At 61.1% G+C, this 18,705-nt stretch carries 16 protein-coding genes and 1 tRNA gene; 10 read left to right on the forward strand and 7 right to left on the reverse strand.

Annotation, left to right across the window (positions count from 1 at the left end; genetic code table 11):
* Position 1 precedes the first annotated feature (1 nt).
* From EV667_RS16540 to EV667_RS16570, 7 genes are all read left to right on the forward strand, one after another.
* Positions 2–1,048, forward strand: a complete 1,047-nt coding sequence (locus tag EV667_RS16540) for a sll0787 family AIR synthase-like protein (RefSeq protein ID WP_131836457.1) — start codon at positions 2–4, stop codon at positions 1,046–1,048.
* The gene (locus EV667_RS16545) at positions 1,045–2,202 is read left to right on the forward strand and encodes an MSMEG_0565 family glycosyltransferase (RefSeq protein WP_131836458.1); all 1,158 of its coding nucleotides are present in this window, start codon (positions 1,045–1,047) and stop codon (positions 2,200–2,202) included. The genes EV667_RS16540 and EV667_RS16545 overlap by 4 nt, the downstream gene beginning before the upstream one ends.
* An 8-nt stretch (positions 2,203–2,210) precedes the next feature.
* Positions 2,211–2,498, forward strand: coding sequence for an MSMEG_0570 family nitrogen starvation response protein (locus EV667_RS16550; RefSeq protein WP_131836459.1), 288 nt, complete (start codon positions 2,211–2,213; stop codon positions 2,496–2,498).
* 16 nt (positions 2,499–2,514) lie between these two features.
* Positions 2,515–3,780: an MSMEG_0569 family flavin-dependent oxidoreductase gene (locus EV667_RS16555; RefSeq protein WP_131836460.1), complete on the forward strand. Its 1,266-nt coding sequence runs from the start codon at positions 2,515–2,517 to the stop codon at positions 3,778–3,780.
* Entirely contained in the window at positions 3,777–4,652 is an 876-nt protein-coding gene (locus EV667_RS16560; RefSeq protein ID WP_131836461.1) for a Pnap_2097 family protein, read from the forward strand. The genes EV667_RS16555 and EV667_RS16560 overlap by 4 nt, the downstream gene beginning before the upstream one ends.
* Before the next feature lie 150 nt (positions 4,653–4,802).
* A tRNA-Gly gene (locus tag EV667_RS16565) sits at positions 4,803–4,877 on the forward strand.
* Between the two features lie 410 nt (positions 4,878–5,287).
* Entirely contained in the window at positions 5,288–6,817 is a 1,530-nt protein-coding gene (locus EV667_RS16570) for an LA2681 family HEPN domain-containing protein (protein WP_131836462.1), read from the forward strand.
* 316 nt (positions 6,818–7,133) lie between these two features.
* Here EV667_RS16570 and EV667_RS16575 read toward each other — a convergent pair whose 3' ends face one another.
* Positions 7,134–9,128 (reverse strand): ATP-binding protein, encoded by a 1,995-nt coding sequence (locus EV667_RS16575; RefSeq protein ID WP_131836463.1) that lies wholly within the window; start codon positions 9,126–9,128, stop codon positions 7,134–7,136.
* Entirely contained in the window at positions 9,121–10,551 is a 1,431-nt protein-coding gene (locus EV667_RS16580) for an SIR2 family protein (protein ID WP_245516212.1), read from the reverse strand. The genes EV667_RS16575 and EV667_RS16580 overlap by 8 nt, the downstream gene beginning before the upstream one ends.
* A 193-nt stretch (positions 10,552–10,744) precedes the next feature.
* Between EV667_RS16580 and EV667_RS16585 the strand changes: the two genes are divergently transcribed.
* Positions 10,745–12,103 carry an anti-phage deoxyguanosine triphosphatase gene (locus EV667_RS16585; protein ID WP_131836464.1) on the forward strand — a complete coding sequence of 453 codons (1,359 nt, stop codon included), beginning with the start codon at positions 10,745–10,747 and terminating at the stop codon, positions 12,101–12,103.
* A gap of 293 nt (positions 12,104–12,396) precedes the next feature.
* Here EV667_RS16585 and EV667_RS16590 read toward each other — a convergent pair whose 3' ends face one another.
* Entirely contained in the window at positions 12,397–12,618 is a 222-nt protein-coding gene (locus tag EV667_RS16590) for a helix-turn-helix domain-containing protein (protein ID WP_131836465.1), read from the reverse strand.
* A gap of 110 nt (positions 12,619–12,728) precedes the next feature.
* Here EV667_RS16590 and EV667_RS16595 point away from each other — a divergent pair, with 110 nt between their 5' ends.
* Positions 12,729–13,505 carry a hypothetical protein gene (locus EV667_RS16595; RefSeq protein WP_131836466.1) on the forward strand — a complete coding sequence of 259 codons (777 nt, stop codon included), beginning with the start codon at positions 12,729–12,731 and terminating at the stop codon, positions 13,503–13,505.
* A 56-nt stretch (positions 13,506–13,561) separates the two neighbouring features.
* On the forward strand, positions 13,562–14,110 hold the full coding sequence (locus EV667_RS16600) for a hypothetical protein (RefSeq protein WP_131836467.1): 549 nt from the start codon (positions 13,562–13,564) through the stop codon (positions 14,108–14,110).
* 341 nt (positions 14,111–14,451) lie between these two features.
* Here EV667_RS16600 and EV667_RS16605 read toward each other — a convergent pair whose 3' ends face one another.
* The 4 genes from EV667_RS16605 to EV667_RS16620 all read right to left on the reverse strand — a co-directional run bounded on the left by EV667_RS16605 (position 14,452) and on the right by EV667_RS16620 (position 18,674).
* Positions 14,452–14,643 (reverse strand): hypothetical protein, encoded by a 192-nt coding sequence (locus EV667_RS16605; protein ID WP_131836468.1) that lies wholly within the window; start codon positions 14,641–14,643, stop codon positions 14,452–14,454.
* Positions 14,644–14,738: 95 nt separating this feature from the next.
* Positions 14,739–15,968, reverse strand: coding sequence for a tyrosine-type recombinase/integrase (locus tag EV667_RS16610; protein WP_131836469.1), 1,230 nt, complete (start codon positions 15,966–15,968; stop codon positions 14,739–14,741).
* 334 nt (positions 15,969–16,302) lie between these two features.
* On the reverse strand, positions 16,303–18,477 hold the full coding sequence (locus EV667_RS16615; RefSeq protein WP_131836470.1) for a VapE domain-containing protein: 2,175 nt from the start codon (positions 18,475–18,477) through the stop codon (positions 16,303–16,305).
* Complete coding sequence (locus EV667_RS16620; RefSeq protein WP_131836471.1) at positions 18,474–18,674, reverse strand: helix-turn-helix transcriptional regulator; 201 nt, start codon at positions 18,672–18,674, stop codon at positions 18,474–18,476. Before EV667_RS16620 ends, EV667_RS16615 begins: the two co-directional genes overlap by 4 nt.
* Positions 18,675–18,705 lie beyond the last annotated feature (31 nt).

Here is an 18,705-nt window from a genome sequence, read left to right on the forward strand (position 1 = left end):
CATGGGCTCCCTCGCGCTCTCCTCCACCGCTTTCGAGGCTGTCGCCGCAAAGCTTCGCGCGTCGCGGGGCATGGCGGCAAAGGCCGATATCGCCGTGGCGGCTGCCCGGCTGGGCCTCGGCGGACAAGGTCTGGGAACGCAAGGCGCGGTGCCGGTGGGCGACGATTGCGCGGCGATTCCCGATGGCGACGGCTATCTGCTGCTGGCCATCGAAGGCTTCATGAACGCGTTCGTCGCCGGCGACCCGTGGTTCGCCGGCTGGTGCGGGGTGATGGTCAACCTGTCCGACATCGCCGCCATGGGCGGGCGCCCGCTCGCCGTGGTCGACGCCGTGTGGGCGAGCGGCGAGGACGGCGCCGCCCCGGTGCTGGAGGGGCTGCGTGCCGCCTCCGCCCGCTTCGGCGTGCCGATCGTCGGCGGCCATACGAATCTCGCCACGGATCGCAGCCAGCTTTCCGTTGCCGTGCTCGGCCGGGCATCAAGGCTCCTCACCTCCTTCGACGCCCGCCCCGGCGAGACGCTGATCGCCGCCATCGATCTGCGCGGGCGCTACCGCGAGCCCTTCTCCAACTGGGAGGCGGCGACCGACGCCCCGGCACAGCGCCTGCGCGGCGATCTCGAACTTCTGCCCTTCATCGCCGAGGCCGGGCTGTCGCGCGCCGCCAAGGACATCAGCCAGGGCGGGCTGGTCGGCACCGCCGCCATGCTGGCCGAGTGCTCCGGCGTGGGGGTCGAGATCGATCTGGCGAAGGTGCCCGCGCCCGACGGCGTCGACCCCGCCCGCTGGCTGATGAGCTTCCCCAGCTACGGCTATCTCCTCACCGCGACGCCGGCGCATGTGCCGGCGGTTCTCGCCGCCTTCCACGGGCGCGACATCGCGGCGGCGTCCGTCGGCGTGGTGACGGCCGGGCGACGGGTCGAGCTGGTGCAAGGCGCGGCGCGGGAGACGATCTGGGACTTTGCAAGGCGCAGCCTGCTCGGCTGCGGACCGGCCGTTCTGCAGCTTGATGAGGCAGCAGCGCCTGCAGTCGCGGAGGACGCCGCATGACGCGCCTTCTGCGCATCGCGCTCCTCGCCCATTCCACCAATCCGCGCGGCGGCGTGGTCCATGCGCTGGAGCTCGGCGACGCGTTGGTACGGCTGGGTTTCGAGGCGGTGGTCCATGCGCCGGATGCCCGGGGCGCCGGCTTCTTCCGCCCCACCCTGTGCTCCACGGTGAGCGTGCCGGCCGCGCCCGCAGGCGCCGACATGGTCGCCATGGTGCGCCAGCGCGCGGACGAATATGTAAGCTATTTCAACGCTGTGGAACATCGCCGCTTCGACGTCTTCCACGCCCAGGACGGCCTGTCCGGCAATGCTCTGGCGACGCTGAAGGAGCGCGGCCTGATCCCCGGCTTCGCCCGCACCGTCCACCATCTCGACGCCTTCCGCGACCCCGCGCTGATGGAGTTGCAACGCCGCTCCGTCACCGCCGCCGACCGGCATTTCGTCGTCAGCCGGCTGTGGCAGAAACGGCTCGACGAGACGTTTGGGCTGGAAGCCGTCCTCGTCGGCAATGGCGTCGACACGCGGCAATTCTCGCCGGTGCCGGACGGAAGGGAAGCCGGACTGGCGGCCCGGCTCGGCCTCGGTTCAGGCCCCATCGTGCTCAGTGTCGGGGGGGTGGAACCGCGCAAGAACACGAGGCGCCTTTTGGAGGCCTTCCTTCAGCTGCGGGCCATGCACCCCCGCGCCCAGCTCATCATCGCCGGCGGCGCTACGGTACTGGATCATCACGCCTATTTCGCCGAATTCGAGGCTTCGCGCGCCGCCTCCGGCCTGCCGGACGGCGTCGTCCTGCGCCCTGGACCGCTGGCGCAGGACGACATGCCCGCGCTCTACCGGCTGGCCGATGTGCTGGCCTTTCCCTCGGTGACGGAAGGCTTTGGCCTAGCGGCGCTGGAGGCGATGGCGTCGGGCATTCCCACCGTGGTCTCGCGCATCGCGCCCTTCACCGAGCATATCGGCGAGGGCGAAACCGTGTGGTGCGACCCGCTTCATGCCGGCTCCATCGCCGACGCACTGATGCTGGCGCTCCAGCCGGACACCCGCGCCCACCTTGCGCGAACCGGGCCGAACGTTGCCGCCCGGCATGACTGGACGAGCACCGCACGGGCGCACCTGCCCCTCTATGAAAATCTCGCGGAGGCCATTCATGCGTGAGGATGTCCATGCCTGAAATGCACTTCACCATCCGCTGGCCGGACGGCACGGTCGAGGGCTGCTACTCGCCCTCGCTGGTCATCAAGGACTATTTTGTCCCCGGCGAAAGTTACAAGCTATTGGAGTTCTTGGCGAAAAGCCGCGAGGCGCTGAACATCGCCAGCGCTCGCGTCGAGGCCCGCTATGGCTTTCCCTGCTCGCGCGCGCTGGGCCAGCTCGCCCGCATCGAGGCCACAGGACGCACCTTCGCAACCCTTCCCGACGCCCGCGTCGCTGTCGAAAGCTTCGACGCATGAGCCCCGGAGACACCCCATGAACGAGAACCGCGTCGCGCATCACCCCGTGGTCGTGGTCGGCGGCGGGCAGGCCGGCCTGTCGGCCAGCTACCATCTCCGGGCGCTGGGCATCGAGCATCTCGTGATCGAGAAACACCGGGCCATGCACGCCTGGGAAACCCAGCGCTGGGACAATTTCTGCCTGGTGACGCCGAACTGGCAGTGCGACCTGCCCGGCCATTCCTATGCCGGCCCGGACCCGGACGGCTTCATGAAAAAAGATGAAATCCTCAGCTATCTCAAAGAATTCCGAGCCAAGGTCGACCCGCCCATTCGCGAGGGAGTGAGCGTGCGTCGCGTCACCCCCCGCCCGGAGGGCGGTTTCCTCATTGCCACCAGCGCGGGCGATTTCAGCGCCGACAATGTCGTGGTCGCCTCGGGCGGCTATCATGAGCCGATCGTGCCGCGCATGGCTGAACGCCTGCCAAGCTCGATCCAGCAGATCCATTCGGCGCAATACCGCAATGCGGGCCAGCTGCCGGAAGGGCCGGTGCTGGTGGTCGGCTCCGGCCAGTCGGGTGCGCAGATCGCCGAGGATGTGCACCTTGCCGGCCGCAAGGTGTTTCTCGCCGTCGGCAATGCCCCGCGCTGCGCCCGCTTCTATCGCGGCCGGGACGTGGTCACATGGCTTGCCGACATGGGCTATTACGACATGCCCGTGGAAGAGCACCCGCTGCGTGAAGGGGTGCGCGACAACACCAACCATTACGTCACCGGCCGCGACGGCGGGCGCGACATCGACCTGCGCAAATTCGCCTTTGAAGGCATGGAGCTCTATGGCGCGCTGCGTGATTTCGACGGGGAGAGCCTGCTCTTCGAGCCGAACCTCACGCAGGCACTCGACGAGGCCGACCGGACCTATAACGGCATCAACGCCGCCATCGACAAGCATATCGCCGCCAACGGTATCGAGGCGCCGCCGGCCTCGGTCTACGAGGCCGTCTGGCAGCCCCAAAGCGAGCGCCCGAGGCTCGACCTCGCCGCCTCCGGCATCGCCTCCATCGTCTGGTGCATCGGGTTCCGGCCCAATTTCCGCTGGCTCGACGCGCCGGTGTTCAACGGCGCCGGCCATCCCCAGCACAGGCGCGGCATCACCGCACTCCAGGGCGTGTATTTCATCGGCCTGCCCTGGCTGCACACATGGGGCTCCGGCCGCTTCGGCAGCGTCGGGCGTGATGCCGCCCATATCGTCGCGCATATCGATGCGCGCGCGCAGCAGGCCCGGCAGGGAAGCGCCGCATGAACCTCGCGCTCCCTCCAGGGACCTTCCTCGCGCCGGCGGTACCCGTCGCGGAGGACAGGGTGCAGCTCGGCATGCCGCAGCTCTGCCTCGGCGGGCTTTCGGAAACGTGGCTGCTCAAGGAACTGGGCCATCGCCACTGGATGGCGCTGGCGGCGATGGCCGGCCGCGCGGTGCCCGATTTCCACGATGCCGACGGCGCGCCGGTCTATGCCGCCTTCAGTGCGCTGTCAGTGGAGGACGCGGATTTCGCCTCTCTCGGCGCGAATGATTGGCTGACGATCCGCAGCGATATCCGCCGCATCTCCCGCACCCAATGCGCCAGCCGGCATGACCTCACCTGCGGGGGGCGCACCGTTGGCACGGTTCATCTGGTCTCCGCCTTTGTGCGGCGAGCGCTCGGAGGCGGCAATCATACCGTGGCGCGGGTGGCGCTGGAGGGTTTTCCCGCCCCGGCCCGCGCGGGTGGAGGCCGGCGCGAACCGGAACTTGCCGCCCGCGCCGCCGCCTTCCGCGCGGGACGCGCGACAGGGGACGCGCGGCTCGGATTCGGCCTGTCCCGCGGCCAGGAGGCGACGCTGGAGATCGATCCCTGCCCGGCGCAGGATTTCAACGGCGCCGGCTTTCTCTATTTCACCAGTTTCCTCGCCTTTATCGATCGCGCCGAATGGCATTTCGACGGTCGGCGCGCGCCGCGGGCGACGACGCGCTCGCGTGAGGTGTATTTCCACGGCAACATCGACCCGGGAGAGCGCGTGGTGGTCCGCCGCCTGAAGAGCGGGCGGGAGGCGGGTCAGCTCGTTCATCATTGCCGGCTTGAGCGCGCCGGCGACGGCACCCGCCTCGCCGATGCCTTCACCCGCCGCGTGCTTTGAGGTTGGAAAGCCTGTTATGGCAGGGCGGAAGAGACACTGTCATCACCCTGTGAGAAAACCCACCGACCCCCGTTGCATTCTCCGCGAGGCTGAGGCATAGAGACGGCCCGTTCGGGGCCGCAGACAAGGCGGCGCGGGACGGCGGAGCGGGCGGGTGTAGCTCAGGGGTAGAGCACAACCTTGCCAAGGTTGGGGTCGTGGGTTCGAATCCCATCGCCCGCTCCAAATTTCTCATTAGACACAAAGCCTCGCGGTAGCGGGGCTTTTGTCGTTTTGGGGCTCGCGATTTCAGGTGTGATGCTGCGACCAGGCGAGGCCGCGGTTACAGCTCGGTTACATGGTCAGCGCGAACAGGTGATTTGAAGTCGTGGTGTCACGGGAGTGCGGCAGCGCCGGATTGCGGAAAACCGCAGATGAATGGTGCATCCCGGGCTCCTAGTGGCTTGATATCCAGTTGCTGGCCTCCGTATCCGATCCAAAGCTGTCCTCTCGGCACGCCGTTGCGAACGGCCCGTTCGCGCCTCGAGTTCGGACGTTCAAACGTTTTTCGCTGGTACCGGATAGCGGACAAAGTGCTAAAATGACATTTTTGTCGCAGATGCTAACGGAAGCTCACCCCAAATACGCGAGATCTATTGGCCAAGTCCACATTCCAGAAATCGCTCGCTAAGGCGGGTAAGTACATTGATGAAGGATTTGACAGGAGCGATCCGCAGCTCACTGACCGGGCGTTCGCGGTTCTAGACCAGCTCGCCTTATGCAAGACCATCCGCGACGAAGATGAAGTTCTTCTGCACTACTTTCGCGCCAATGCATTCAACAACCGCCAGCACCACGAGGGACTGGCACAATCCTGGCAATGGGAGATGGAACATCTCCAAAGCGAGTTGCTCGAACTTCGTAGGGCTGTCAGGCATAAGGGGTTCGAAAAACTCCATCCGATCCGGCGCTGCCAAATTTTGACCAATCTCGGCGGCAAGCTCAATTCAGTCGGTCGCCCTGTGGAAGCACTTCGTTATTGGGACAAAGCCCTGGCGATTGAGGGGCGCTTTGCCAAGGCGCTCTTTAGTAAAGGCGAGGGGCTGCTGAACTATGCTGATTCAGTCAGCGATCCGGGATATTCCCAACTCATTACGGGACAAGCTCACGATAACTTCGTAGCAGGAACAGCTCGCGATGCTGTGCACGAAAATATAGAGGACACAAAGCTTGTTCCATATTTTGCTGAGCGAGCGAAAAAGATTTCAACGTGGCTCAATGTCAAATCCGCCAATGAGAATTTGGAAGAGGAGCACAGTCTGGGCCGATCAAGGGCAGAGAAGGCTTATCGTCGCTGGTGCTTGGAGAAGCGGTTGTTTCTCAATCCCATGAATGACCTCGGCACATACTCGATAGCCGCAATCGACAGCCTGGTTCTGCCGTCGATCACACTTGCTTTCGATAAGGGCGGAGCGATGCCCCCGGCAGTCTTCGGACTTTTCAATCAGCTCAAGCAGGAATTTGCTACGGCAAGGTTCTTCCTTTTTGAGGGAATGACGGCTGACACAGTGCACTTTGCCGACAAGTACGTGAAGCTCACAAACACGCTCGACTATCCGAGCTATGGGGTGAACGTCGAGAAGGCGCGACAGGCCTATCGAATGACGTATTCCTTGTTCGACAAGATTGCGTTCTTCCTGAACCATTATCTCGAACTCGGCATTCCCGAGACAAAAGTGTACTTCAGCTCGATCTGGTATGAGACGAAAGGAAATCCAAGACCGCTCCGGCCGTTCTTCCAGGATAGGGCGAATTGGCCGCTTCGGGGCTTATTTTGGCTATCCAAAGACCTTTATGATCCTGAGCTACAGAAAGCCACAGAACCGGACGCGGAGGACCTGGCGGTTCTGCGTCATCATCTTGAGCACAAATACTGCCAGATTCACGAACAATGGGGCGTGACATTTGCCAATTTCAACGATGCAGAAACCGAAAAGATCGGCCTGCATGTCGGAAGGCATGATTTCGAGGCGAAGGCACTCAGGCTAGTCGGACTTGCACGGGCCGCCATAATTTACCTGTGTTTGGCCGTTCACCGGGAGGAGAGACTTAGGAAAGATGGAAACCCAGATGCAATTTCGATTCCTATGCTTGCCAACACATGGGACGACAAATGGAAAGTCTAGGTGCAGGTGAACCCGTGGTTGGTCAATGCGGCCATTAAGGTGGCGATGGCAAAACACTCAGCATCGCGTCCGCTTGCTCTGGTTGCCCACCGAGAGCGGACAGTCCGCTATCGGCTCCATTTGGGGAAGTGATTCCCGCTGTGCGCCCTCATTTCGGACGTTCCACGGTGGAAACCCTGATCCCAAAAGCTGCCATTCGTTCAGCCTGCCCCTGACGAAGGGATATCGGGTGGAAACCGGTCTTGCCACTATCGAGTGGCGAAGGCGTGCGTCTCGCTAGAAGAGGAACGGGCGGAGGGTCGCAAGTGCATACACTTTAGGCGCCCCAAGCCTCTATGACTTTGCTGAGCGGGAAGGCCGACGCCTCTTTGCGCCACTCATGATATGGCGCGGCAGTTTGGCTGTATGGTCCCGGATCTGGCCGATCAAATTGCACCCGCGTAGGGATGTGAAAGGCGCTACCGAACACGATTGCCTCGCCTGAAGCGAGGATCGTCACCTGGTCGAGCAGCCGCCGCGCCTGCATCGGGATGATGCGGCGGAAATGGTCGATGTCGTCGGGGTTCTGCAGCCGGTGGCTGATGAAATTGGCGCATTGGCTGATGATGGTTTGGCTTATCTCGCTCGGCCGCTGGCTGGCGATGATCAACGACAGCCCGAACTTGCGGCCTTCCTTGGCGATCCGCTCATAGGTGAGCCGCGCCAGGCGATGACCACGATCCTCGTCCGACCGCGCCGGGCGGGCATAATTGTGCGCCTCTTCGAGAACCAGGACCCACGGATGCTTGTAGCGCGAGGCCGCAGGCAATCGCTCACGCGCCTCAAGCAGGATTCGGCCAATGACTGCGCAGGCATAGGGCAATACCTCATTGCTCAGCATCGACAGGTCAAGCACCGAGACCTTGGGCCCGGCGTTGGCGCCAAGGCCAAGCCGGGAAAACCAGGACGATAGCGTTTCGACCTTGGTGGCAGCGTCCTCATAATTGAGGAAGGCGCGCCAACGCTTGTCATCGAGCCGCGTCTTCAGGCGCAGCTTTAAGGTCGTCAGATGCGCATCGACCCGGAATGTATCCTCTTTGGAAACCGCGCGGTTTATTAGCGATGGATCGGTCAGCGTCGCTCGCGCGATCGGCAGCGGGGAATCGGCGGTGCGTGCACCAGCCTCGGCCTCGCCACTGCCGCCGACGATCTTCGCACGGATCGCGTCCCTAAGCGCCTCGGCTGCCGCTGCGATCGCTGCCTGATTGTTCATCACCTCGGTGTTGTAGTCGTTAGCCGGGCGATGTCCGGTGAACAGAGCGGTGAAGGCCGTGGTGTCGATCCCTGACCCGGCGAGATGGCCGGTGACCGCGTCACAATAGGAGCCGGCGGCCTTCTTTTTGATCTTGGTCAGTTCAGTCAGCAGCTGATCGAGCGCGCTCATGGCGTTCTGGAACGCGCCCATGCTCGCGGCCGCGGTCGCATTGCCGCCCTTAGCGATCGCCCACCAATCCTTGAGCACCGGCTCTTGGGTCTGTTCTGACGCGCTGAGCCAGGCACAGATCTCCTCGGCGTTGAGAAACCACAGCGGCAGGGCAAATTCTTTGCCGTTGAGGTAGATGCGATCGGGCAGCCGCTGTTCGGGTTCGGCGGCCGGGAAGGCCTTAGCGTATTCGCCATTGATATCCAGGATGAAGACGTGCGGCTCCTCGCGCGCGCCGTTGAGCGCCTTCATCGCCTTCTGGATGAGGCTGGAGACCGAGAAGGATTTGCCCGAACCGGTATTGCCGACGATAGCGAGCGGCCGCGAGAAGAGATCGTTATAGGAGGCGCGCACGACATTGCGCGACTGCCCAGTCGGGAAACCAATCTTGAGATCGCAGTCGAAGTCTTTCTCTTCATAACCCTCGGGTTTGTTGCGCCGCGGCGGAATCTCGAAGACGGCGCGCAGAATGTCGGGCGAGCCGATCTCCGCCGGCGTGTCGAGCGTCGGCAAAATCGAGATGCCCGGGCTGAAGGAGGGCTCGTCGTCATTATGCTCGATCGTGCCGAGCAGCTGGACGCTCGCAACCCGGCGTGGCCTCATTAGTTCGAGACTGAGATCGTCGCCGCTGCCAGGATCAAAAGTCTCACGCGCTTCGAGATCGGTGATGATGCCCATCACCGTTTCGCCGGCGCCCAGCGCAAAGGTCAAATAAGCATTGATCGCGATTGCGGCCTGAACGCCGTCGACCGTCGCACGTAGCGCCGAGCGGGTTTCCGGTAGCAGCTCGACCTTCACCCGAAAGCCCTGGACCGAGACAATGTGGCCGATGAGGCGCGGATTATCCATCCGCGTCATTCGGCGTGGCTGCAGGCGTGGCGGACAAAGCGATCTGCTTTTCGAAGCGGCGAAGGCGCAGGAAATCGTCGAGCCACTGAACGTCCGGCATCACCGTGCGGGCGAAATCGTCGAATGTCGCCCGAGCAAAGGGCTCGAGGGCGAAGCCAGCCTCGGTCGGGCACAGCACGAAGGCGCGCTTACCGAGATCCTTGTAGCGGAGGATGCGCGCAATCACCGGGCTATTGGGATTAGGTTCGACCACCAGCATGATGAGCGATGGGTTCATAAGCGCGTTCTCTATGATCCGCGACACATGATCGTCGCCGAACCCGTAGCCAAGGACGAGCAGGAAGGTCTGGGGGATGCCGAGCCGTACCTGAAACGATCGGAAGAGGTGCGCATAGGGCATGGCCAGAGTTTGCGCGAATTTGTTGGCAGTGGGCAGAATTCCGACCGATCGAGCGTTCTGGGCTAGCGGGACAAGCGCTGCGGCCTTCTGCCCTGCGGTCATGCTGGCATATGCGCGATACGGCGCAAGGTCGGGATGGCGGGCGCGCATCTCGAGGCCTTGCTCGAACCAGTGGATGGAGCCGTGCAACTTGTAGAAATGAAGGAACTTGTCGAAGCGGCGTACGCGTCCTTCGGCAACTTCGCCGGGATAGTAAATGTCGAGGCCGTAGACTGATGGGTCGAAGCGCGCGGCGGCGCGGCCAGTGAAGCCATCGAAATATTGCACACCTAGAAGTTCGAGTGCCTGTTCGAACAGTGTGTCATAGTTAAGCGTGAAGAGGTGCGTGCGCCCGAGATTGCTGTCACGCGCGACCAGCTTGGAGAGGAAGGCCAGCTGGGGGGCGATCTTGTCCGCGGTGGTCGCCAGCGCGCTATCGGGCAGTGACAGCGCGCATTCGGCGAAGATCGCGATGCGCAGGCGGTCGACGAACCATTTGAGGTCATCCTTGGTCGGGGCCGGCGTGCTTGGCCAGGCGACGGCGCCGAACGGGCCGATAGCATTTTCGGCGATCGCTAAGGCATTTGCCACGAAGGACAGCCAGACCTCAAACCCGATCGGCTCGCCTAGGAGATCGGCAAGTTGGACGTTGAGCCGGCGAGCTTTGAGGATCGGCGCGATCGAGGCAGGCAGATCGGCCATCGCCTCGATGGTGTCGAAGACTGCCGTCTCGAGATTGGCCATGGTCTTGCCGCCTGCCGAGACCGATGTGCCTGAGCCGGTCAGGACGACCAGATTCTCCATGCGCAGCCATTCGGAGATCAGCGCCTGCAGGCGAACCCGTCCCTGCTTTTGATCGAGTCCGGCGAGCAGGTCGCCGATTCCGCCATCTTCGGCTAGGCCGATGAGCTTATAATCGATCGGATCCGGCGGCGTTGGCGTCATGAGCCTTTCCTGTCGTTCCGCATCGGTGACGACGGTCAAGCGACCCGGCGCCGGTTGTTACCCTTCCCAAGGCGACGACGTCGAGTATGATGATCGCACGAAGCAAGTCAATTATCGTAGGGCCGGCGTTACCCTCAACTTCGACCTGAAGCAGCAACGGCTTGAGATCGCTTTTGTTTCTTGCTTTCTTAAGGAACAAACCTTCTACATCATTTCCCGAAAGTGAGGGGCTATGACCAATTGGGACGATAGAAAAAGCGGCTGGAGGCAACACCCCGAAGACGCACGAACCCCGTTCGATGTTGATTATGCTCGCATTGTGCACTCGGGTTCATTTCGGAGACTGCAAGGCAAGACACAAACATTAAATCTGGGCGACAGTGACTTCTACCGAACACGTTTAACCCATTCGCTAGAAGTCGCCCAAATCGCCAATAGCATTGTAAGACAACTCGGGATATTCAAGGATCATCCTGCACATCCACATCTACCATCCGTCAGCCTGATTCAGTCAATTGGGTTTGCGCACGACCTTGGCCATCCGCCATTTGGCCACGGTGGAGAAGTTGCTCTTAACTACTGCATGCGAGATCATGGAGGGTTTGAAGGGAATGGCCATACACTTCGTATACTGTCGCGTCTGGAAAATTTCTCCGAAGATCACGGTGCCGATCTGACGAGGCGGACGCTGCTTGGCGTCCTAAAATATCCTGTCAGCTACAAGGAAGGAGCCAACCGCGAACGTGTCCCGAAGATGGACCAAGTGCCGCAATCAATACGCGTGATCGATAGGGAAAGCTGTAAGCCGCCCAAATGCTACTTGGAATGCGAGCGGGATGTTGTCGACTGGATTCTGCAACCGCTTAGTCAGTTGGACCGTGATAAATTCACGGCTTTCGAACCACCTATGAAGGATGAGGACGGAAAGATAAAGCACGCAACGCCGCGGCACAAATCGTTCGACTGCAGTATTATGGATGTGGCCGATGACATCGCGTATGGCGTACACGACTTGGAGGACGCGATCGCAATGGGCTTGGTGACTGAGCGTGATTTCCGTACGGCCGTCACCGAAGCAAAGAGCGGGATCTTTTTAAACGCCCTGAAGCAAAAGTACCCGAGCGAAAGTCAAAATAACGTCTACGAAACATTTTTTTGTAGCCTTTTTGGCGAAGGTAAGAGGCGTAAACACTATATCAGCAGATTGGTCCACCACTTCATAACAAATATCGAGATAATTGAGCTCAAACAATTTGATGATCCGCTCCTAAGATTCCGCGCGGCCCTTTCCGCTCCCCAGCGGGACTTCCTGAACGCACTTCAGGCGCTGATCGTGGACAAAGTCATTAAGAGCGCGGAAGTTCAGCACCTAGAATTCAAGGGACAGAAGATGGTGATATCCGTCTTTGAAGCCTTAGTATCAGATCCAAAAGCTCTATTGCCTGCCGACGCATATGCTGAGTTTGAGCGTTCGAATAGTGATGTGCGTGTGATCTGCGATCATGTAGCAGGCATGACCGATAGTTTCCTGCTTAAGACTTACGATCGCCTCTTCAGTCCGCGCATGGGGTCTGTGTTCGACAAGCTGTAGTCAGCACGCGCGAAGTTGGACACGCTCATTGTTCGCTTTCCAGAACATAAAACTTGGCGAGTGGGTGAACTCGCCTCGATTGCGGACAGCGGCTCCACGGCCCGTGGGGCCGTAAGCATTTCAAATGTTAACAAGGGGGTGGGAAGCGGACCAGACAATCTTTGCCCCCTTCGGCAAATCTAAGACAGCAACTTACTGCCTTCAGCTCACCAGAAGCGGACCGTCCGGAGACGGCCCCATGCCGGACGTTCAGACCCGCACTTGGCAAGGTCCACTTCTGGCGCTTGTGGCTATTAGCTTGTCAGCAGTTGCGCCGGCTCCACGCCAATCGCTTTGCAGATTTCGATGAACTCTGCCACGTCGAGCCGGCGCTCACCCAGCTCGTACTTTGAGACGAACGTCTGCCGTTGGCCGAGACGCTCAGCTAGTTCGACCTGCGTAAGGCCGGCATCCTTCCGGGCCTGGACCAGCCGCGCAATGATCGCCTGATATTGTTCGAGATATATCGAAGCCACGGGTTCGCCAGCGTGTGAGCCAGCACGCCAAAGAAACCCGAATTTCGGATACCCCAAATCGGGGTATTTCGATATGCCTGTCGCTCGGTTCGGTTCCGGAGCGGCGATGCATGAAAGAACAGTACGTCGGCGACATCAGCGACTATCGGAAATACGCGCTGCTGCGCGCCCTAGCAGCGAGCGGTACGAACCGGATGGGCGTGTGCTGGATGCTAACCGCCCCGGATGGGCGCGCCGATGGCGGCAAGCTTGCCTATTTGCAGCAACCCGAGCGCTATCGGGCTTTCGATCCGGATCTATTCGACATGCTGGCCCATGTGGCCGCCGAGCCGGACCGGCGCCGGCTGGGGTCTATCGAGGCGAGCGAGGCTGTCCCCGGCGCGACCTATTTCAACGCAGCGATGAGCGACGACCTACTCGGCCGTTCGGCCTATATGGCTGCGTGCCAGTCAGCGCTGGCTACCGCCGAGCTAATCTTCTTCGATCCGGACAACGGCCTCGAAGTGGCATTGCGCAAAGGCCGTAAGGGCTCGTCCAAATTCCTCTACCTCGACGAAGTTGCCACCTTCTACGCTGCGGGAAAGTCGCTCCTGGTCTATCAGCACTTTCCGCGCGTCGAGCGAGAGGCCTTCATCCAAGATTGTGCCGCGCGGCTCCGCGGTGTCGCACCCGATGCCGACCTATGGGCGTTCAGAACCGCTCACGTCGTGTTTCTCCTGCTGCTTCACCCGTCGAGCCCTCCATCACTCGTGAAGGCGGGCCGCGCAGCATGCAACCGTTGGCCCAGCGACTTCGTACGCGGCTACCCCGTCAGTTCCCCACCCTCCGACCCGCTGGCGCAACTACTTGTCGAGCTGGAAGGCGATGCCGCCAGTGGACGCGGATAATTGTCGGTGCCGATACCGCGTGATTTATTGCATCATTTCAATCCGATAGGTGAAAAATGCGCTCGATGGCAATGGTTTCAATTCTGGCAGTGACGGTCGGGGCGTGCTCGCCGATCGACAAGAAGGTCGAGCTGAGCGGAATAAGCGCCGGTGCCGCCCGAATGGCCGGGCCCGGCGACACAGTGATGGATTTCCGCATTACCAAGCCACTGCCAAATGCATTCGGGCAGGCCGACATATTCGGCCGCACCACCAACGCCGGAAAAGTCAGCGTCCGCTACCTGGGCAACCAGGACGGGCGGGCGGTCTTCGAGCGCTCCGACATCACTGTCGAGAGCAACGCCACGACGATGAACCAGACCCCGATGATGATCCCGCAGACCTCGGAGACGCGGGTATCTGGCATGGTCGGCGGCACGCCGGTATCGGGCAACGCGACGTCGACGTCCTACACCTATGTCGGGCCGCGCCCGACAACGAGCTATGCGACGGCGGCACGACCTCTCGAATTCGCGCTGCGGCCCGGTGAGAGTGTGAGCATTGAGGGCCGCAGCCTGACTGTCATCGGGATCGCTGGAACCTCGGTCGAGTATCGGGTCGATTGACGCTAGACAATCTCACGCGCAGTGGATGCCGTCCCAGTGTCCTAAGGTTGCATGAAAGGTATCACAGCCCTTGACCGTCCGTTCGGCGCCGAGTGGGGCAGATACTCCCGAAATATGTCGGAGGGCCGGAATTCCCCGACAGGCATGGGCAGGGGACCCGTCGAAGGGGGTATGAGCCATTCCGCGCCGCCGGGGGGCCTATGCCCAGCAGCAGGGCGCACCGTAGCCATGGGACCGTACGCCCGCCGCTGTCAGTGGGTGCGCAGCTACACACATAGCTTCGGGCCACGGTGGGCGCCGGTGGCGCCCTCCCGCAGCTCGCAGCCACGAAGGCAGACGGATCACCCGACCGCGAGGATTTCTTGTTCCGAGCGGGTGTCGAGGATCGTGTGATCGAGGGAGTTACACACGCCGCACTCTTCTATTGCCCAGGCTATCTCATCGGCGTCGATGGCGGTAAGTGCCTCGACCTCCTCAGGTGTCATGAGGACGGTGGCGCCGGTAGCGTTGTCGGTGACGGCGAGGTAGCGCATGAGATTCTCCCACTTCGAACAGAAAATCACAGCACGCCTGCACGCCCCACACAATTATTTGCAATAGTATCAATGCGATAACAGGTGCCAACAACTTAACCATAGACCTGCTCCAGCGCGGCAATGGCGGCCGATCCGCCGCGAACGGCCTGGGTGTAATGGCCGAGCGTCACGTTGGGATTTGCATGGCCGGCAATCTGCGCCACCAAACCAACCTCGATGCCTTGGGCCTGCAAGGTGGAGATGAAGGAGTGCCGTGCCGAATGCGGCGTGACGTAGGGCAGGCCGAGCGCCTCGAAGGCCGGCACCCAATAGCGCTTACGGAAGTTTTGGTAGAGCAGGGCGCCACCGCCACCGAGGCGGGGCAGCGGCCAAGGCTGCAGTCGGCCAGGGCCGGGAAACACCCGATAGAGCTCTTTCCCGTTCCGAGGGCAGCGAAGGCGCCAGGCCAGCAGCATTTCGCGCAGCGTGGCACCCATGGGGATTTCCCGCGTTCCCGCCTCCGTCTTTGTCATGTCAGTCAGGGAGCCGTCGCGCTCCTGCACGCGGCGGATATGGACGATGCCGTTCTCGAAATCGACATCGCTCCACAGCAGGCCCAACTGTTCGCTGGGACGCGTACCTGCCAAGAAGGGGAAGGCGTAGTAGACGCCGTGCTCCAAGTCGTCACGCGCGGCCTTGATCAGAGTGCGGATGTCCTGCGACGTAAGAATGGTCTTCTTGGGCTTGTGGCGCTGACGGGTAAGGCCGGTCGGCATCGACGGCGCACGCACCCCAAAATCCTCCTCCGTAAGCGCGAGAACCGATTGGAGATGCGACTTCGCCCGGTTGGCGCTGTAGTTTCCGCACTGTTCGACGATAGTGCGGTGCCAGGCACGTATCTCCGCCGTCGTCAGCTCGTTGGTCTTCACGTCGCCCAGGAGCCGGAGGAACTTGGCGCCCTTGGGCTTGACGCCCGTCTCGGTGAAGTCATGCCGTTCGCGTCGGCTGCCCTCGAGCAGAGGCCCGCAGATGAGATGTGCGACGACCTTATACCCGGCGAGCGTGGACGGCTTCACCTTCCCGGCTTTGTCGGCGAGCCAGTGATCTAGCGCGGCCGCGACCGTCGGAACGGTGCGCTCATCGACGTGGGTTCCGTCGGCGACCTTGGCCAGCAGCTCCCGCTGCTTTGCCTCGGCGTCCTTCTTCCGCTCGAAGAACATCTGGCGACGCTGCCCTGTTTTGGGCTCCCGGTAGTTCAGCACGTAGCGGTCTTGAAGTGCGACGGCTCCCGAGATGAGCTTCCGCTTGCGCGTTCGTTTTGTCAGGGTAACTGAGAAGTCCATAGCGATCACCGAGCACAATGAAAAAGCAAAACCAAAACACGCCGACGTAACCGGCACAATTAATCGCTAAGGTATCGCCGGCGAGCGGGAGAGCGTTCCCGACGTAACCTGTTGCGTAACCGCGAGATGCTTAGGTGTGTCGAGCCCCGCGGTGGCGGGGTTCGTGGCTATTCAGATTCCCGCGTCGACCGGGTTGAAATCGCAGCGGTGGCACGGTGGCACGGGTGGCCCACCGCAGTGGCAGCGCCCGCCGCCCTACGCCGCCCAGGATGACATTGGGCCGGCGCGGCGGGCCTCACCGTGGCCGCGCCACCCATGCCACCATGCCACCGGGTTAAATTGCCAAGCGCTTGTCGTCGGCGTGGTCGGTTCTTTTCGGGCGAGAAAAGCCTCGCACTGTTCGCCCGCCAACTTTGAACTTGTCCCGCTTCCAGCCCAAGTTTTGGAGCAGCAGCGAAAGCCGTTTGGTGTGTGCTTGGGTCTGGCGGTCTCTCTGAATTCCGAGGTTCGTGGAGAGCAGATCATCGGTATAGAGACGCGCTTCCTCACCAGCGGCCACCCCGTTAAGTCCTTCCAACATCGGCAGCCAGGGATCCTCTTCCAGCCGAGCCTCTTGCTCAACCGCGGCGGCCTCCCACAGATCGGACGGCAACTCGATGGATTCGCCCTGCCGCTCGCGATAAGCGGCCTCGGCCAACAGCTGGTCCCGGTCCTCATGCAGAGCGACGAGGTCAATTTCGCCGGTTTTTACGGGCCAGAATCGACGGTTTCCCGTCTGGTCGCGGAGATATTTGTCTTCATTGGTCGTGCCAATAAAGACGGCCTGTCGAGGTCGGATTACAGCAAAATATCCGTAGGCCATTCGCGCCTTGTCGATCTGGCGAGACGCGAAGGCTTTGATCTTGTTGACCTCAGCCTTGTTCATCCCCTCGACTTCGCCAAGTTCATAGAACCAGACGCCGTCAAGCAGCTCGATTTGCGCCTTGGCATCGAGCGAAAGGATTTCCTGATCGGAGTGGTTGCCCTCGCCCGCAAGGATGCGGATCGATGTCGACTTCCCCGAGCCCTGCCGCCCTTCAAGAACGATGATCTGATCGAACTTGACCCCGGGCTGCCGAATGCGGCGCACGGCTGCGACAAGGAGGATGCGTCCCACAGCCGTATTCAGCGGCGTGTCCGGGGCGCCGAGGTACCTGTTCATCCAGGTATCGAGGCGATCTTTTCCATCCCAGGAGAGCGCATCTAGCATCTCCCGAATTGGGTGAAATGTGTTCTCCAGGCATAGGCCTGTGATCGCATCCCGTACATGGTCTGCTCTAGGATCGAAATCGAAGCGGTCAATCACCAGATTGCGAATTACCGAAACGGCGTCATCGCTTATCTCACCTTGATGCTCTTCGAGCACGTGCCCCATCAATGTTTTGCGCTGCCTAAATGCGTCGAACTGACATTGCAGGTCTAGGCGGCGTATCGCGACCATAGCATTGCGCATCGTTGCGCGCGGGCGTCCGGCCTTATCTGCGTCGGGCCAGCCGTCATTTACCGCCGCCAATCCCGCGAGGGCTTGCTTTAACGCGTATGTCTGAGGGCTTCGCTTTTCGAGGATCGACTGCGAAATACCGTAGCCCGGGTTTGACAGAATGCCTGCTATAGTTTCAGCAGAGTATCCTGCCCGCGCCATTCCGCACGAAACATAGAATACTGCCTCGCTGCGCGACGGATACCGTGCTTTTGCGCTGCCGCGCGGTCGCTCTGCATCATCCCCGGTCAGGATTAACGTACGAAGATGTTCTGTAAGATCCGCATGAAGATCGGCGAGGCTCATAGGAACAATATGTCCTATGGTTGCGGCTTGGTGGATTACGGTGAGCGGTGCCGCGGCTATATTGAGCAATGCGGCTAAATCCTCCAGCCCGTATCTTAGCTCCCATTCAGTTGCGACAATTTTGGCCATCACGGGCACTCGGCCCATCCCTCGTTTCTTCGCATTTGGAACGTTAATCGTCCAAGGTACGCGCATAATTCTATCGATGTTGTGGCAATGATCGCCGCCTAACTGCTCAGCGATAAGTCGATTGATATCTTCCACCGCTGCTAGATCGGACACCGGTTCCCGAAGCAGCCAGAATGCTTGGAACCCGCCACCCGAATGCACAATGACGGTCGGCTTGATCGGAAAGTTGAGGATGCGCCCCAAAGCGTTCGTGTCATCGACGTCGACATGCAGCGCGCGCGCCGCTTCGATGTCGGACTTTTTGGCCTTCCGATTCCTGATGCCCTGCTTTAGTCTATTGACCTGAAAGTAAATATTGCAGCGATTTTGGTGGCTGTTGATCCATTCAACCAAATGATCATGTTGATCTTGGTTGAATGTCTTCGGATTAATGTCCCAATCGGGGCCGATTGCGACACAGTGGATATCGTTACCAGCGCAAAAATGGCGGAGGAAGTCAGCGGCTTTCACGCTTGCCGCGTGCAGCGCGGCTTTGTCAAAGAGCTTATCCATCATGCGCCCTCCACTTTGGAGGCGTCGATGAATGACAGGACCTCGGATAGACGTACCAACCGGCGACTGTTGAACGGGGTGTAGCTCGGTATGGAGCCGCGCTTCACGGCCCGGCGAATGGCCCACAGATGAACGCCAAGCGCCTCTGCTGCCTGGGCGAGGGTCAGTAAACCTTCGGGGGAAGTGGATGTGTTCGGCATAGAAGCCTCCAATTTTGCGGAGACCCCTGAG

This window comes from Ancylobacter aquaticus, assembly GCF_004339465.1.
In the GTDB taxonomy this organism is placed as follows: Bacteria; Pseudomonadota; Alphaproteobacteria; order Rhizobiales; family Xanthobacteraceae; genus Ancylobacter; species Ancylobacter aquaticus.

What these genes read in the sequence shown, in the direction of transcription:
- EV667_RS16605 (WP_131836468.1), bottom strand. Translation starts at nt 14,643, where the DNA reads ATGCGCTACCTCGCCGTCACCGACAACGCTACCGGCGCCACCGTCCTC.
- EV667_RS16555 (WP_131836460.1), top strand. Translation starts at nt 2,515, where the DNA reads ATGAACGAGAACCGCGTCGCGCATCACCCCGTGGTCGTGGTCGGCGGC.
- EV667_RS16615 (WP_131836470.1), bottom strand. Translation starts at nt 18,477, where the DNA reads ATGATGGATAAGCTCTTTGACAAAGCCGCGCTGCACGCGGCAAGCGTG.
- EV667_RS16610 (WP_131836469.1), bottom strand. Translation starts at nt 15,968, where the DNA reads ATGGACTTCTCAGTTACCCTGACAAAACGAACGCGCAAGCGGAAGCTC.
- EV667_RS16575 (WP_131836463.1), bottom strand. Translation starts at nt 9,128, where the DNA reads ATGGATAATCCGCGCCTCATCGGCCACATTGTCTCGGTCCAGGGCTTT.
- EV667_RS16600 (WP_131836467.1), top strand. Translation starts at nt 13,562, where the DNA reads ATGCGCTCGATGGCAATGGTTTCAATTCTGGCAGTGACGGTCGGGGCG.
- EV667_RS16560 (WP_131836461.1), top strand. Translation starts at nt 3,777, where the DNA reads ATGAACCTCGCGCTCCCTCCAGGGACCTTCCTCGCGCCGGCGGTACCC.
- EV667_RS16595 (WP_131836466.1), top strand. Translation starts at nt 12,729, where the DNA reads ATGAAAGAACAGTACGTCGGCGACATCAGCGACTATCGGAAATACGCG.
- EV667_RS16620 (WP_131836471.1), bottom strand. Translation starts at nt 18,674, where the DNA reads ATGCCGAACACATCCACTTCCCCCGAAGGTTTACTGACCCTCGCCCAG.
- EV667_RS16545 (WP_131836458.1), top strand. Translation starts at nt 1,045, where the DNA reads ATGACGCGCCTTCTGCGCATCGCGCTCCTCGCCCATTCCACCAATCCG.
- EV667_RS16540 (WP_131836457.1), top strand. Translation starts at nt 2, where the DNA reads ATGGGCTCCCTCGCGCTCTCCTCCACCGCTTTCGAGGCTGTCGCCGCA.
- EV667_RS16550 (WP_131836459.1), top strand. Translation starts at nt 2,211, where the DNA reads ATGCCTGAAATGCACTTCACCATCCGCTGGCCGGACGGCACGGTCGAG.
- EV667_RS16585 (WP_131836464.1), top strand. Translation starts at nt 10,745, where the DNA reads ATGACCAATTGGGACGATAGAAAAAGCGGCTGGAGGCAACACCCCGAA.